Raw genomic sequence first — 15167 nt, forward strand, 5'->3', positions numbered from 1 at the left:
CAAAACCGATCAATTTTTAATATGCTCTTATGGACAACTAAAATGTTATCCACAATACAGCCTAAAAAACCATTCCTCATGGTGTATATGGATTCCTCACAGAACAATTGACAGCACAGCAAAAAAAAGTCAGTCTTTTCACATCATTTGCCTGCATAAAAATAATATCGTGAGTAGCATTCTAACTACCTTTAAAAAATACCAATCCAATGCATTAATTATTTATTGCGTGCAAATGTTTATTGTCTTGTCCGGCACGACGCTCGGACTTTTTTATGCAGGCTTAGTGCATTTTATTGTTCCCATTACACTGGGCGCGATTGCTGCATCTCTAACAGACTTCGATGATCGTTTAAGCATTCGTTTAAGAAATTTTTTATATGTTGCCATTCTATTTTTCGCAACAAGTAGCATTTTAGAATATCTCGCACCACATAAACTTCTGTTTATTCTTTATTTATCAGTTTCAAGCATGCTATTGGTATTATTGGGCGGCTTAGGACAACGCTACGCCACAATCTCTTTTGGCACAATTTTACTCTCAATTTACAGTATGTTTGGCTTAGGAGAATATTCACCTTGGTATTTCCAACCGCTGTGCTTTGTTGCAGGTGCGCTGTGGTATAGCTTAAGTTCAATTATTTTTTATTTACTCAAACCAACGCTTGCGGTACAAGACACCTTAGCTAAAACTTTTGACCAACTTGCACAGCTACTTCAACAAAAAACCCAATTGTTTGACCCCGACAATAGCCCACAAACAGAAAAACTCCTGTTTGAATTATCGATTAAAAGTGGTGTGGTGGTACAACATCTCAATATGAGCAAGGCGTCATTACTGACACGTTTAAAGGCTTCACGTGCCAACAAGCACACTATTTATTGGCTACACCTATACTTTTTAGCCCAAGATATTCACGAAAAAGCCCTTTCAACTTATTTACACTACGAACACTTACAACAAAATTTTAGCCGCAGTGATTTAATTTTTCGGATTCAAAAAAATGTAAAATTTTTAGCTCGTGCATGCCAAGATTTATCACTGTGTATTTTACAACGTCAGCCGTATCAACCACGTGCAGAAGACCAACTTGCATTAGCTCAACTTGAAATCTCAGTACACGACTGGATTTCCCAACATCCCAACAACTTAGAAGTACGCAATTTACAACTTATTTTAAAAAATTTGCATAATTTTCACGAACAACTTAATGGACTGAATCAGCTACAACAGCAAAATACGTCCCTGACTCACAACAGCAATGATAACTTCAACTTACTTGACGATGATGTCCAAGATTGGCATGACTTGGTACTCAAATTTAGGGCACATTTAAGCCCTCAATCCGCATTATTCCGCCATGCGGTTCGCATTGCTTTTATTTTTATTGTCGGTTATGCCGTGTCGCTGCTGCCTTTTTCACAAAATGGCTATTGGATTTTACTGACAGGTTTATTTGTCTGCCAAAGTAGTTATTTTGCCACCAAAAGTCGTTTAAAAATGCGAACTTTGGGGACACTCCTTGGGGTACTCATTGGCATTCCATTGCTGTATTTTATTCCAAGTGTGGAAGGTCAGCTGATGCTCACCGTTATTTGTGGGGTCTATTTTTATTATTTAAGAGTCAAAAAATATTCAATTGCCACATTAATGGCAACCTTAATGGTCTTGCTCATTTTTAATATGAAAGGTGCAGGTTATGCGATCATTTTACCTAGAATCATCGACACACTGTTGGGCTGTGGCATTGCATGGTTAGCGGTCAGCTTTATTTGGCCCGACTGGAATTTTCGCAATATCTCGAAAAATATTGAAAATAATACCCAAGCAACCATTCACTATTTCAATGAAGTGGTACAGCAATACCAACATGGTAAAAATAACAGTGTGAATTATCGGATTGCACGGCGCAAAGCACACAATAAACAAACTGAATTGGCCAGTATGATTTCGAGTTTAAGTACTGAGCCACACCCCAACCCAGACCTAATTCATACTGCTTTTCGTTATTTGGTTTATAGCCATAGCCAACTCAGTTATATTTCTGCGCTTGGGGTACATCGTGACTATCTGCAAGACCCTGATATTTTAGCAGTGATGCAATGGTGTCAAACCACACTCAATGTCGTATTAATTCAGCAACAACCATTATCTGTATTTCAAATTCAACAAAAATGTGCAGACATTCAAATACTCAGCCAAGCTGCTAATCTATCTGACCAAGGCTTACTCATTTTAAAACAGATTAGTTTATTGCTTGAAACCTTGCCCGAACTGCTCAGCTTACGCAAGCAACTACTCGCCCAAGAAATTAGATAAAGGATCTGCTTTATGTTCAAAAATTACTTACAAGTCATCGTCATGGGTAGCATGATGGGGGCATTCACCAGTCAGGTACATGCCTTGAATCAAACCGAATTGAATCAAATGATTGAATGCAAAGCCAGTCATCAGCAATTTTCTAATTTAGGCGTTGACTATGAAAAACAATTGAAAAAATTGGGCTGGATGAGAATCACACTTCCCGATCAGCCATTCATTTATGTTTATAAAAATGCCAAACCCGTTACGCTATTTCATCGTCCAACCCATGAAATTGCACTCTCAGGCAATGCCATTTTGGCACTTTATCGGGATGAAAACGTTCAACAATTGGCTCAAGAGTTTAAGATTCCTGAATACACCGAATATGGAAAATTGCCTTTTTTCCGTGGCGTTAAAAAGTTACGTACCGAAGCGGGTGGAGATGGTGATATCAGTTATCACATCAATTTGAATCTTTCAGAAATGCAAGGGAAGAGCTCGTTTATCTTGCTTGGTTGTAGCTATGAACCCGACCGTGAAGAAATGGAGCGATTGCTCAATTCAAAATAACACCACCACCTAATGCAAAAAAAAACCGAGCAACATGGCTCGGTTTTTTACATCAAGAAAATTTAGAAGGTTCCCGCTTCACGGCGCTCTTTCATGACCTGCATTAAAAAAACGCGTGGATACAACAACCAAATCGCCAAAAATGCCAAACAACTGCATGCAAATGCCATTAAATGCCACTGCATATATAACCAACGTCCAACTTCAATAAACACAAAGAAGCTGAACATAATAAGCATTGAAAGTGAGGCCGCGACAGTACCTTTCGATACGTCCGATGACATTAATGCAAAACGATACAGCACAGAGAAGCACAAACCTTCACCGAAGCTAATAATGGTCATGCCAATTAAAATTAAAGCTAAAGCATGTGCAGGAACAAAAACCGCCGCCAGTAAAAATAATGCGCCAAAACACATCATTGGCACACCCACCAAAACAGTACGCCCCAATTCAAAACGATCCATAATTTTAATCAGGACGATATTACCGGCAATCAAACCAATAAATACGGGAAATTGTGACAAGCCATAGGCAAAGCTACTGAGCTTGAGTTCATCCACAAGCATGACAGGTGAAAGTGCAATCCAAAGCATCAGTGGCATATTTCCTAACGGCAATGCCAAACCTAAAGCTAAGAATTTTTTATTCGAAAATACCTGTTTAAAATCTTGGAATAACGTATTAAATGGTTTTTTAGTCACACTTTGTTGCTGCTTTGGCATGCTCTTATTTAAGCCAAACCAAGCAATTAACGTTACCACTGCAATACCAATAAAGCCCCAATGCCACGACACATAGTCAATTAAAAATGCGCCAACAACGGGCCCAAGCAAAGGTGCAAGTAAAGAAATGTTCGACATTAACGCCATCACTTTAATGGCATCGCGTTCGGCAAAGCTTTCCTGAATGGCTGCATACCCCACCGCAGAAACTACCGTTAGTCCAATGCCTTGTACAAGGCGCATGGTTAAAAACTGTTGCATATTTTGGGTGAATAAAATCAGAATACAGCACAGCGCAAAGAACAATGCGCCTGTTAGCAAGACACGGCGGCGACCAATTCGGTCAGACAATGGCCCAAGTAGCCATGCAACACATGCACCGCCAAATAAATAAAACGACATGGCAGATGGTGCCAAATTCGCGCCCACCCCAAAATCACGGGTAATTGCCAGCATGGCGGGCTGAATTAGGTCATTGCCCATATAAACGGCAAATTCAAATAAAACTAAAGCAAGAGGGAACATTAAAGTCGAACGACTTAATGTTTGTGGAGCTGGTGACATGAGGTCTTCTTCAATAGCAATAGCTACCGCGCTGTGTAAAACAGCCGATAACATAAAAGATAAAATTAAATCAATAAGATGGGCGATTTAAAAATCGTAAAGGATTTTAAATGGCAAAATGAATCTATCAGATGCCTGTAGCATAGCATTTTTTTAATCAGGGGTCGAATTCATGATCATTCTTCAATTAAGGGCAAAGTGCAGTCTGAAACTTCCCTGCTGTATTGCCACGTACGCATTGATAGGTTTGTTGCTTACTGTCTAGTTTCCACTGTGCTTCTTTGCGCTTAAATACATAATCGGTGCGAATTGCGCTCACCGAATCATCCATTAAACCCGTTTCTAAAACCTGAACATTGGCTATTGTTGGCGCTTCAGCAGCATTAAAACTTTGCTGAATCGAAACAGGATATAATTCATCTCCTTTGAATAAGTCAGGTTGCAATTTCAGTAGCTGTTGTAATGGTGCATCGGTTCTTGTTTGTTGATCTACAGAATAAAGTGTGCTGCAACCTGTGAGCAATACAACAGCAAATCCGCCCATAACATATAAAAATCGCATACTGACACCTAATAAAATAAAAAAGGTATCGCTTATAATGCGATACCTTTTAGATTTAAACCATAGTAATCATGTAGTCACATGCAATCATTAATCAAATAATTTACCCGGATTCATAATACCATTTGGGTCAAAAACCTGTTTCAACGCCTTCATATATTCAATTTCTTCTGGTGAACGAGAATAATCTAAATATGGCTTTTTGGTCATGCCTACGCCATGTTCTGCCGAAATTGAACCATCGTATTTTTTGACTGTTTCAAACACGTATTTGTTGACGACCTGACATTTGGCAAAGAATTCATCTTTACTTAAGTTTTCAGGTTTTAAGATATTTAAGTGCAAGTTACCGTCACCAATATGTCCAAACCAGCAAATTTCAAAGTCAGGATAATTTTGGGTCACAATCGCATCAATTTCGGCAATAAATGCAGGAACGTGGGTAATTAACACTGAAATGTCATTTTTGTATGGCGTGAATGGTGCGATTGACTCAGAAATATCTTCACGTAACCGCCATAAATTTTGTACTTGCTCTAGGCTTTGGCTTAACACCCCATCATAGACCCAACCTTGTTCCATGCAATGCTCAAAAATTTCCATTGCCTTGTCCATAATTGGCTCGTACGGCGCTTCAAATTCGAGTAATACATAAAATGGGCATTCGGTTTCAAACGGACGTTGTACATGACCATGATCCAACACTTTTTGCATGGCCAAGTCGCCAAAAAACTCAAATGCAGTCAAATCAATTTTGCTTTGGAAGGCATGTAAAATCGGCATAATTGCGTCAAAATCAGGTACACCCAACACCATGACTTGTAAGTCTTGTGGTTGACGCTCTAGCTTAATTTCAGCTTCAGTGACTAAACCTAATGTACCTTCGCCACCAATAAATAAATGCTGCATAGCATAACCAGTGGCATTTTTAATCATGCCTTTATTTAATCGAATCACATCGCCTTTACCTGTCACAACGGTGAGGCCTAAAATCCAATTACGAGTCATGCCGTATTTAATTACTTTAATACCGCCGGCATTGGTGGCAATATTACCCCCCATTTGGCTTGAACCTGCCGATGCAAAATCGACAGGATAGTACATCCCCTGTTGTTCGGCATAGTTTTGCAGTTGTTCAGTCACCACACCTGCTTGCACACGCACCATACGGTCTGCTGGGAAAAATTCCAAAATTTGGTTCATTTTATCCATGCTAACCACAATTTCACCATTGCTCGCTACGGCCCCTGCCGAAAGCCCTGTACGTCCACCGCTTGGTGTAATTGCAATATTAAATTGGTTGGCTAATTTCACAATCGCCTGAACTTGTTCGGTACTTGATGGGAAAAGAACCACCGACGGATTTGGATCAAAATGCTTAGTATGATCACGTCCCCAATTTTGGAGGCTATCTGCATCGGTTTTTATACGGTTTTCACCAACAATAGCAGTGAATTGGTTCAGTAACTCAGGTGTTAAAGCGATTGGAGCATTCATCGTTTACAGGCCTAGCAGAAATAAACAAGTTGGAGATATTGGCGCACGCCATTAAAGACATTACAGCATCAATATCGTGCAGCATTTTAGGAATACGCTGCAATTTAAACATTTTACATTGAACTCTGTGCAGGATAAAGCTTAACACTGCGCTAAAATGACGCTCATTTTTAAATCACCCCTAGATTAACCCATAAATAATTTGCCAATTCCCATACAATTCGTCTATGTTTAGGCACGATCAATTCTGATCGCCTCAGGTGCTAAGAAAATAAACAGCTTAGCTGACCTGTGCTATTCTATTGTGACTAAATTTGACCCTTGTAGCGGAGTCGTAATGAGCCAACATCTTTCACTACCTAAAGATAAAATTCGTTTCTTATTGTTAGAAGGCGTCCACCAAAATGCCATAGACACGCTAAACGCTGCGGGTTATACCAATATTGATGCACATAAAACTGCTTTAGAAGGCGAAGCCCTCAAAGAAGCAGTAAAAGATGCACATTTTATTGGCATTCGTTCGCGTACCCAACTGACCGAAGAAATCTTTGCATCGGCACAAAAACTGATTGCTGTGGGTTGCTTCTGTATTGGAACCAACCAAGTCGATTTAAATGCAGCAATGCTACGTGGTATTCCTGTATTTAACGCGCCATATTCAAACACCCGTTCAGTTGCAGAGTTAGTGCTTGCCGAAACTATTTTATTATTACGCGGCGTACCTGAAAAATCGGCAAGCTGTCATCGTGGTGGTTGGAACAAATCAGCAGTCGGTTCATTTGAAACTCGCGGCAAAACTTTAGGTATTGTAGGTTACGGCTCAATTGGTTCACAACTTTCTGTACTTGCAGAAAGCTTAGGTATGCACGTTATCTATTATGATGCAGTTACAAAATTACCGATGGGGAATGCGCGTCAAGTCGGTTCATTAGACGAATTATTAGCAACCGCAGATGTGGTATCTTTACACGTACCTGATGTTCCATCTACACGTAATTTCTTTAAGAAAGAACAGTTTGCCAAAATGAAAGCAGGTTCAATTTTCTTAAATGCAGCACGTGGAACTTGCGTGGTAATTGAAGATTTAGCCGATGCGATTAAATCAGGTCATATTGCAGGTGCAGCAGTTGACGTTTTCCCGAAAGAGCCAAAAGCCAATGGTGAAGAATTTGTGTCTGCGCTACGTGGTTTAGATAACGTCATCTTAACCCCTCACGTGGGTGGTTCAACCATGGAAGCGCAAGCCAACATTGGTTTAGAAGTTGCAGAGAAATTTGTTGCCTATTCAGATAAAGGTATGACTTTATCTGCGGTGAACTTCCCTGAAATTGCCTTGCCATTGACTGAAGGTAAGCATCGTTTACTGCATATTCACAAAAACATTCCAGGTGTGTTATCTAAAATTAATAACCTGTTTGCAGAACAAAATATTAATATTTCAGGTCAAAGCTTAATGACTAAAGGTGATGTAGGTTACTTGGTCATGGATGTAGATGCGTCAGCTTCTCAAGAAGCACTAGATATGATTGGTAATGTAGACGGAACCATTCGCGTTCGCGTCTTGTTCTAAGTCTATGCCACAAAAAGCCACACCTTCGGGTTGTGGCTTTTTTATTTTTCTGCCACGCTAAAACAACAAAGCCAAGATTCAATTAAAATGCTTAAAAACAATACCACTTTACAATCGTTATGCTTGCTGCTACTGGCGATGATTTGCGTACAAAGTAGTGCTTCTCTTGCTAAAAGTTTATTTAGCGTTTTTCCTGTACTGACCGTTTCGGCGCTACGCTTATTTTTAGGTTTTAGCTTATTGGCTATTTTCTTTCGCATTTGGACTGTTAATTTCCGTGCAATTCGCTGGAAAACCATTATTAGCTATGGTACTGCACTTGCAGGAATGAATGCAATTTTTTACTTATCATTGCAACGTCTACCATTAGGGATTGCCGTATCCTTTGAATTTATTGGCCCTTTAAGCGTAGCACTGTTTCATGCCAAAACGCGTTTCGACTTTGTTTGGGTGATTCTTGCCATTTTAGGCATTATCTTGATGTTTCCATTTAACCAAGTCGATGCTTCGCTTGACCTATTTGGCGTTGCTTTAGCAGTTTTGGCAGGCGCATGTTGGGCTTTTTATATTTTATCGGGGCAGAAAAGTTCAGGGATTTCAGGGCAACATACCGTTTGCCTTGGTATGTTTGTTGGCTCATGTATATTAATGCCTATTGCATTAGGACTTGGCATGCCAAGTCAGGTCTTAGACCTCCCTTATGCCTTATATTTTATTTTGTTAGCACTCTTGGCAAGCGCCTTACCCTTTTCTTTTGAAATGGTCGCACTTAAACATTTATCGCCGCTTTCTTTTGGCACACTCATGAGCCTTGAACCCGTCATGGCAGCACTTTCAGGCATTTTATTTTTATCCGAACATTTACTTTGGACACAATGGTTGGCCTTAGCCATGATTATTTTGGCATCATTAGGATGTACCTATACCACCCATCAAGCCAAACAGCGCCTTGAAAAAAAATTAGCAGAAAAAAAGCATCCTTAAATTTCAGGATGCTTTTTTAAAGCAAGAATCATCAAATTAAAAAAACATTTGATAACCAATACGGCAAATTAAAATACTCACCAACACCAAGAAAATTTTACGAATAAAACCACTACCGTATTTTAAAGCTGTGCGTACGCCAACCACTGAGCCAATTACATTGGCAACCGCCATCATTAAACCAACGCCTAACCACACATGCCCAGTTGGAATTAAAAAACTTAACGCGGCAAAATTGGTCATGAAGTTGCCAATTTTAGACAGCGCGGACGCATGTAAAAAATCGACCCCTAAAAAGCGAATAAAAAAGAAAATGAAGAAACTGCCAGTACCCGGGCCAAAAATTCCGTCATAAAAACCAATCGCTAAACTGCCGATTGCCGCTAAAATTAAAACTTTAGGTGTAATTCGTAATTCAGTATGCACTTGCCCAAAATCTTTTTTCATTAAAGTATAAATGGCAATTACAATCAGCATGAAAAAAACAAAAGGACGCAGTACCGATTGTGGAATCATCGACAAACATGCCGCCCCTGCAAAAGAGCTGATTAAGGCACAAATGGCAATCACGATCAGTAATTTCCATTGTAATTTGACTTTACGAGCAAAAGTATACGCTGCCGATGCCGTCCCACAAATCGACGACATTTTGTTGGTTCCAATCACCGTTGCGGTTTGCATATGTGGGAAAGTACTCATCAAACCAGGGATTTGAATTAATCCACCACCACCGACTGCGGCATCAATCGCCCCTGCTGTAAAAGCAAACCCAATTAAACTAAGGGCGGTCAGAATACTTATATCCATATTAATATCACTTATTTAAATGAAGAACCCGTTTCGGAACTAAACGTTTTTTATCGGTAATTTCAGCCAAACCTAAACAAGTTTCGGCATCAAACACCAGTACTTGTGCTGCCGCAGCATGCTCAATATTGCTTTCCATGCCATTACAAAAATAGTCACGGCGACCTTCAGGAATTTGTACTTTGGGGAAATGATCAACAGGTGCATAAGCCGGCAATAACAATGCTTCTCGCTCGGCTTCGGTTAATGTTTCTAAATAGTCGATGGTATATTCAGGAATTAAATCAAACGCGCCTGTACCAATACGGTGTAACTGTGTTAAATGTCCGCCACAGCCCAAAGCCTGTCCAATATCTTCACCCAAAACCCGAATATAAGTGCCTTTTGAACAAGTCACATCTAAAGTGATGCTGTCTGAACTAAATTCAAGTAAATCAAGTTGATAAATCGTAATTGGGCGTGCTTCACGTTCCACTTCAATACCTTGACGTGCCAACTCATATAGCGGTTTCCCTTGACGTTTAAGTGCCGAATACATGGGTGGAATTTGCTGAATATCGCCACGAAATTTCGCCAAAACTTGCTCAATTTTTTCAGCAGTCAAAACAGGCACTTGTTTTTGTTCTAAGATATCGCCTTCGACATCGCCTGTTGCCGTGGTTATGCCCAAGCGCACGGTGGTTTGGTAGCGCTTGACTGAATCTAATAAATAATGTGAAAACTTGGTTGCTTCACCCAAACAAATGGGTAATAAACCTGTTGCCAGTGGATCGAGTGCACCTGTATGTCCTGCTTTTTCAGCCCGAAATAACCAACGTACTTTTTGTAATGCAGCATTTGAGCTAATCTCTAACGGTTTATTTAGTAGAAAAACACCACTAATGGGACGGCGAACAATTTTTTGTTTAGCGGCAGACATACTTCAACTTTACATTCTCACGGCATTGCATTCTAACAATACCCAAACAAAATGACAACTTATAAACATTTTGTTAAGTTTAAAACAAAATGCACATATCTTATGTCCTTCAATAAAAACTGTATTTATTTTTTCCCTTAATAATTCATTCATTTAGATTAAAAATAGTGCATTTGCACTAATTAGTTCAGTTTAAAAATCGTCCATCAATTAAAACATCAATATAATTAGAAAATTGAAGTAAATGAAAAAGGACTTTTGAATGCCAAAAAAGCAGAGTAGCAAAACTTGGCTAATGCTATTTATCCTAATTATCTTATTGATTGGAATATTGTTTTGGGTTTTATCTAACAGAACCAGTACAACTGCTACGAACAGTCCATCAGCACAAGGTGGTCTGTTACAACAAAATTCCTCTATGCAAAATAATGGCATTACGCCAAGTTCATCAGCATTGGCGGCAAGCAAAAGTATCAGTCAAGCAGATACCCAAGTGAACTGCCAGCTTAAGCTAAATTTTAGAAATAAATTAATTGTGAATGAACAAACTCGTGATTGTTATGAGTATTTTCTAACTCAATATGGCGAGAAAAAATTACCCCAAATCGATCAAGACTTCAAAAATTATATTCAAAGTAGTTTTCCAGCCCCCGCCATTGGCGAAATCATTGATTTATGGTCGCGCTATTTAAAATATCGCGAAGCATTGGGGCAGTTGTCTGTGCCAAGCGCGAATCCTAACGACAGTAGCTATTATCAAAATGTCTTAACGGCAACCCAGACTTTACAACAAAAGTTTTTTTCAAGCAGCGAGATTACCGGCTTATTTGGCAATGAAGATTTATATAATGGCTATACAATAAAGCGTATGGAAATTTTGCAAAACGCCCAACTATCGAGTGCAGAAAAAGCCGCACGCCTCAAAAGCTTACTGGAAGATTTACCAAAAAGTTGGCGCGAGCAAATTAAACAACAAACCGTAGTACAAGATTTACATCAACTCACCGCAGAACTTAAAGCTCAACATGCCACGCCTGAACAAATTCAGGACATGCGCATTAATTTGGTTGGTCGCGAAGCAGCACAACGTCTTGAAACCCTCGATCAGAACCGACAAGCATGGAATAGCCGTGTCAACCAGTACTTAACTGAGCGGGACAGCATTCTAAAAAGTAATGATAGCGATCAAAGTAAGCAACAACAAATTCAACAATTACAACAGCAGCAATTTCAAACTCAACAAGAGCATATTCGCTTAAAAGCCTTTGAAACAACACATGATCAAGGCAGTAATTCACTCCTGAATTAAATTCACCCATACCATAGATTGGATCTATGATTATCATCTAAAAGGACAGACCTATGAAAAAAATCGCGTTACTTGTTAGTCTTGGTTTATGTTTTGGCATCAGTATGTCAAGCTCGGCAAACTTGCAATATCCGAGTGTCACCGCAAATAACCATTACGCCACCACGCGTTATCCCATTGTTTTTGTGCATGGTATGTTCGGCTTTACTCGCCTAGGTACCAGTAGCTTTGGCATGGATTACTTCTACCAAGTACTTCCCGATTTAGCACGTAATGGTGCAAATGTATTTGCAACTCAGCTTTCTCCACTTGAGTCAACCGAAGTGCGGGGCGAACAGCTCTTGCAACAAATTGAAGAAGTTAGAGCCATTACGGGGCAAGATAAAGTCAACTTAATTGGGCATAGTCACGGTGGGCCGACCATTCGTTATATCGAAATTGTTAAACCTGAATATGTCGCTTCGCTGACAGGTGTGGGTGGCACATTCCGTGGCTCTAAAGTTGCCGATACGGTTTTATCGAGCAATCCACTGCATTCGGTGATGAATTTGGTGGGCAACCATATTTTAAGCCCGACCATTCAGTGGGCAGAAGGTAATTCCAATTTACCCATCAGCACCACACGCTCTTTACAGTCAATTAGCCAAGCGGGTTCGGCTGAGTTTAACCGCAAATATCCAAGTGCTGCGCTCGCGGCATCGTGCGCTCAAAATGGAGCCAGCTATAACAATGGCATTTATTACTACTCTTGGACCGGTACAGGGCAAATTACCAATCTGCTTGATGTCACCGACAGTGCAATTGCCAGTATTGGCCCATTGGTTTATTTAAATCGGGATAATGATGGATTGGTCGATCGTTGTAGTACGCATTTTGGAAAAGTGATTCGAGATAATTATAATTACAGCCATTTAGATGAAATTAACCAAATCCTTGGTATGCGCAGTATTTTCTCGCCAGATCCTGTTGCACTCTATCGACAACATGCCAACCGATTAAAACTACAAGGTTTATAAAGCTGTAATCATCACCCATAAAAAATGCGCCAAAATTGGCGCATTTTCTGTATCGTATAAAACTTAAAATTAAGCTTTAACTTTACGCGCTGGTAATTTCTCACGGATACGTGCAGCTTTACCAGACAATTCACGAAGGTAGTACAATTTAGCACGACGAACGTCACCACGACGTTTCACTTCGATACCGGCAACGATTGGAGAGTGAGTTTGGAATACACGCTCAACACCAACACCGCTAGAAATTTTACGTACTGTGAACGCAGAGTTCAAACCACGGTTTTTCTTCGCAATTACAACACCTTCAAATGCTTGAAGACGCTCACGATCACCCTCTTTAACTTTAACTTGAACGACAACAGTGTCACCCGGAGCAAAAGCTGGGATATCAGATTTTAATTGTGAATTTTCAATTGCTTGAACTAAAGGATGCTTACCACTCATGTGGGATACTCCGTAATTGCGGGTTCAGAGAGGTCTGAATAACCGCTGGGGATAGAGGCTTAATCGCATATCGACCCGTTTGCTTTCCCCCTACGCTTTTTTATCTAGATAAAAAAGCAATAAGAGGCCTGAATAATCTTAAATTGATGAATCATCGATTTAAGATTTTAAAAACTTGTAGAAGCAAAGCTTCTTGTTTTACGGTTCAATCTACATACGCAATGCAGATTTATTTTTGCTCTTTTAACCATTTTTTTTGCTGCTTGCTCAATTCGACTTTTTCAACCAACTCAGGTCGACGTGCTAAAGTTCGTTGATAACGCTGCAAAAAACGCCATTTTTCAATATTGGCATGATGTCCCGATTTAAGTACCTCAGGCACATCTAGCCCTTCAAAATGGTCAGGCTTGGTATATTGTGGACAATCAAGCAGACCATCTACAAAAGAATCTTGGATATGCGATTGTTCATCTGACATCGCTTCGGGTAAGCGCCGAATTATGCTGTCTAGCAGCACCATTGCAGGCAGTTCTCCACCCGATAAAACGTAATCACCAATCGACCATTCTTGATCGACATATTTTTGGATTAAACGTTCATCTACCCCTTCATAACGCCCACACAGTACAATTAAACCGTCATATTCGACAAATTGTTGTACGGCAGGTTCACTGAGGGTTTTACCTTGCGGCGACATATAAATCACAGGACTGTTTTGGCAGCCTACTTGCAGCGCAAGTTGTTTGGCATGGATAATTGCTTTTGCCAATGGCTCAGCCATCATCACCATACCTGGGCCACCACCACAGGGACGTTCATCCACCCGTTTGTAGTTGCCCTCAGCAAAATCTCGCGGATTAATACAATGCACTTGTACCAATTCACGTTTTGCTGCACGTCCGCTAATCCCATGCGCGGTTATCGCATCAAACATTTCAGGAAACAGTGTAATGACTGCAAAAAACATCGCAGGCTCCTATTTTCCTACTGCGTTTGGCTAATCGAAAAGATTAGTAATCTACGCCCCAATTGACGTAAATACGATTCGCTTCAAGATCAACACGTTGTACCACATCTTTATGCCATGGAATCATGCGTTCTTCAGCGTCAATACTGTCTAGCGTAGCATGTACAACCATGACATCATTAGCACCGGTTTCGAACATTTCATGAATTTTCCCAAGGTTCACTTCTTGCTCATCATCATTTAGCCCTAACACCGTTAAGCCTTTTAAATCTGACCAGTAATACTCATCCATTTCAGGCTGAGGAAGCTGACTTTTAGAAATCCAAAGCGTTGCGCCAACCAAAGCATCTGCTGCGGTGCGATCATCTACACCTTTTATTGCAGCGACCAAGCCTTTGCCATGTGGTTTCCAACGCTTAACGCTGGCAGTTTGCCATCCGTCCTTGGTTTGGATATACCAAGGCAGATAGTCAAACACATTGCTCATGGGTTCTGTATTGGAATACACCCAGAGCCACCCATTCAAGCCATACGCTGAACGTAGCTGTCCAATCTGAATCCGATCTTCAGGAACATTCTGTGCTGGAGTCATGGGCGTTCTCTACTTATGCAGCAGAAGCAGCTTTTTTAGCTTGAGCAGCTAAAGAAGCAACACGTTCAGAAGGTTGAGCACCTTGAGAAACCCAGTGAGCAAAACGATCTGCGTCTAAACGAAGTTTTTCAGCTTGACCTTGAGCAGTTGGGTTAAAGAAGCCAATACGTTCGATGAAACGACCATCACGTGCATTGCGGCTATCAGTCACAACGATTTGATAGAATGGACGTTTTTTTGCACCACCGCGCGCTAAACGAATAACAACCATGATAAAAACCTTATAATTCTTACGGATTATCCCTGTTATCGACCACCGATAACGCTTCAAACCCC

At 40.3% G+C, this 15167-nt stretch carries 15 protein-coding genes; 6 read left to right on the forward strand and 9 right to left on the reverse strand.

Annotated elements, in window-relative coordinates:
* Positions 1-169 precede the first annotated feature (169 nt).
* Positions 170-2320 carry a YccS family putative transporter gene (yccS, locus tag FXN70_RS05590; protein WP_324646486.1) on the forward strand — a complete coding sequence of 717 codons (2151 nt, stop codon included), beginning with the start codon at positions 170-172 and terminating at the stop codon, positions 2318-2320.
* Positions 2321-2332: 12 nt separating this feature from the next.
* A complete protein-coding gene (locus FXN70_RS05595; RefSeq protein WP_324646487.1) occupies positions 2333-2875 on the forward strand; it encodes a hypothetical protein in 543 nt (180 codons plus the stop codon).
* 62 nt (positions 2876-2937) lie between these two features.
* Here FXN70_RS05595 and FXN70_RS05600 read toward each other — a convergent pair whose 3' ends face one another.
* The 3 genes from FXN70_RS05600 to FXN70_RS05610 all read right to left on the reverse strand — a co-directional run bounded on the left by FXN70_RS05600 (position 2938) and on the right by FXN70_RS05610 (position 6223).
* Positions 2938-4164, reverse strand: coding sequence for an MFS transporter (locus tag FXN70_RS05600; RefSeq protein WP_324646489.1), 1227 nt, complete (start codon positions 4162-4164; stop codon positions 2938-2940).
* A 187-nt stretch (positions 4165-4351) separates the two neighbouring features.
* The gene (locus tag FXN70_RS05605) at positions 4352-4726 is read right to left on the reverse strand and encodes a hypothetical protein (protein ID WP_324646490.1); all 375 of its coding nucleotides are present in this window, start codon (positions 4724-4726) and stop codon (positions 4352-4354) included.
* 90 nt (positions 4727-4816) lie between these two features.
* Positions 4817-6223 (reverse strand): FAD-binding oxidoreductase, encoded by a 1407-nt coding sequence (locus FXN70_RS05610; protein WP_324646491.1) that lies wholly within the window; start codon positions 6221-6223, stop codon positions 4817-4819.
* 337 nt (positions 6224-6560) lie between these two features.
* Here FXN70_RS05610 and serA point away from each other — a divergent pair, with 337 nt between their 5' ends.
* Complete coding sequence (serA, locus tag FXN70_RS05615) at positions 6561-7793, forward strand: phosphoglycerate dehydrogenase (RefSeq protein WP_324646492.1); 1233 nt, start codon at positions 6561-6563, stop codon at positions 7791-7793.
* Positions 7794-7874: 81 nt separating this feature from the next.
* Positions 7875-8777, forward strand: coding sequence for an EamA family transporter (locus FXN70_RS05620; RefSeq protein ID WP_420714379.1), 903 nt, complete (start codon positions 7875-7877; stop codon positions 8775-8777).
* A gap of 36 nt (positions 8778-8813) precedes the next feature.
* Here FXN70_RS05620 and FXN70_RS05625 read toward each other — a convergent pair whose 3' ends face one another.
* Positions 8814-9584 carry a sulfite exporter TauE/SafE family protein gene (locus FXN70_RS05625; protein WP_420714374.1) on the reverse strand — a complete coding sequence of 257 codons (771 nt, stop codon included), beginning with the start codon at positions 9582-9584 and terminating at the stop codon, positions 8814-8816.
* Positions 9585-9591: 7 nt separating this feature from the next.
* Complete coding sequence (gene truB / locus FXN70_RS05630) at positions 9592-10503, reverse strand: tRNA pseudouridine(55) synthase TruB (RefSeq protein ID WP_324646494.1); 912 nt, start codon at positions 10501-10503, stop codon at positions 9592-9594.
* A gap of 262 nt (positions 10504-10765) precedes the next feature.
* On the opposite strand from truB, the gene FXN70_RS05635 reads away from it, so the two are divergent.
* Positions 10766-11812 carry a lipase secretion chaperone gene (locus FXN70_RS05635; RefSeq protein WP_324646495.1) on the forward strand — a complete coding sequence of 349 codons (1047 nt, stop codon included), beginning with the start codon at positions 10766-10768 and terminating at the stop codon, positions 11810-11812.
* A gap of 53 nt (positions 11813-11865) precedes the next feature.
* Positions 11866-12828, forward strand: coding sequence for a triacylglycerol lipase (locus tag FXN70_RS05640; RefSeq protein ID WP_324646496.1), 963 nt, complete (start codon positions 11866-11868; stop codon positions 12826-12828).
* Between the two features lie 69 nt (positions 12829-12897).
* Here FXN70_RS05640 and rplS read toward each other — a convergent pair whose 3' ends face one another.
* From rplS to rpsP, 4 genes are all read right to left on the reverse strand, one after another.
* Positions 12898-13272, reverse strand: coding sequence for a 50S ribosomal protein L19 (gene rplS, locus FXN70_RS05645; protein WP_324646497.1), 375 nt, complete (start codon positions 13270-13272; stop codon positions 12898-12900).
* A 229-nt stretch (positions 13273-13501) separates the two neighbouring features.
* Entirely contained in the window at positions 13502-14239 is a 738-nt protein-coding gene (gene trmD / locus FXN70_RS05650) for a tRNA (guanosine(37)-N1)-methyltransferase TrmD (protein ID WP_324646498.1), read from the reverse strand.
* Positions 14240-14282: 43 nt separating this feature from the next.
* Complete coding sequence (gene rimM / locus FXN70_RS05655) at positions 14283-14831, reverse strand: ribosome maturation factor RimM (protein WP_324646499.1); 549 nt, start codon at positions 14829-14831, stop codon at positions 14283-14285.
* A 13-nt stretch (positions 14832-14844) separates the two neighbouring features.
* Positions 14845-15102, reverse strand: coding sequence for a 30S ribosomal protein S16 (gene rpsP, locus FXN70_RS05660; RefSeq protein ID WP_324625481.1), 258 nt, complete (start codon positions 15100-15102; stop codon positions 14845-14847).
* Positions 15103-15167 lie beyond the last annotated feature (65 nt).

The organism is Acinetobacter sp. MD2 (genome assembly GCF_035615575.1).
Taxonomy (GTDB): Bacteria; Pseudomonadota; Gammaproteobacteria; order Pseudomonadales; family Moraxellaceae; genus Acinetobacter.

What these genes read in the sequence shown, in the direction of transcription:
- FXN70_RS05595 (WP_324646487.1), top strand. Translation starts at nt 2,333, where the DNA reads ATGTTCAAAAATTACTTACAAGTCATCGTCATGGGTAGCATGATGGGG.
- FXN70_RS05600 (WP_324646489.1), bottom strand. Translation starts at nt 4,164, where the DNA reads ATGTCACCAGCTCCACAAACATTAAGTCGTTCGACTTTAATGTTCCCT.
- FXN70_RS05605 (WP_324646490.1), bottom strand. Translation starts at nt 4,726, where the DNA reads ATGCGATTTTTATATGTTATGGGCGGATTTGCTGTTGTATTGCTCACA.
- FXN70_RS05610 (WP_324646491.1), bottom strand. Translation starts at nt 6,223, where the DNA reads ATGAATGCTCCAATCGCTTTAACACCTGAGTTACTGAACCAATTCACT.
- serA (WP_324646492.1), top strand. Translation starts at nt 6,561, where the DNA reads ATGAGCCAACATCTTTCACTACCTAAAGATAAAATTCGTTTCTTATTG.
- FXN70_RS05625 (WP_420714374.1), bottom strand. Translation starts at nt 9,584, where the DNA reads ATGGATATAAGTATTCTGACCGCCCTTAGTTTAATTGGGTTTGCTTTT.
- truB (WP_324646494.1), bottom strand. Translation starts at nt 10,503, where the DNA reads ATGTCTGCCGCTAAACAAAAAATTGTTCGCCGTCCCATTAGTGGTGTT.
- FXN70_RS05635 (WP_324646495.1), top strand. Translation starts at nt 10,766, where the DNA reads ATGCCAAAAAAGCAGAGTAGCAAAACTTGGCTAATGCTATTTATCCTA.
- FXN70_RS05640 (WP_324646496.1), top strand. Translation starts at nt 11,866, where the DNA reads ATGAAAAAAATCGCGTTACTTGTTAGTCTTGGTTTATGTTTTGGCATC.
- rplS (WP_324646497.1), bottom strand. Translation starts at nt 13,272, where the DNA reads ATGAGTGGTAAGCATCCTTTAGTTCAAGCAATTGAAAATTCACAATTA.
- trmD (WP_324646498.1), bottom strand. Translation starts at nt 14,239, where the DNA reads ATGTTTTTTGCAGTCATTACACTGTTTCCTGAAATGTTTGATGCGATA.
- rimM (WP_324646499.1), bottom strand. Translation starts at nt 14,831, where the DNA reads ATGACTCCAGCACAGAATGTTCCTGAAGATCGGATTCAGATTGGACAG.
- rpsP (WP_324625481.1), bottom strand. Translation starts at nt 15,102, where the DNA reads ATGGTTGTTATTCGTTTAGCGCGCGGTGGTGCAAAAAAACGTCCATTC.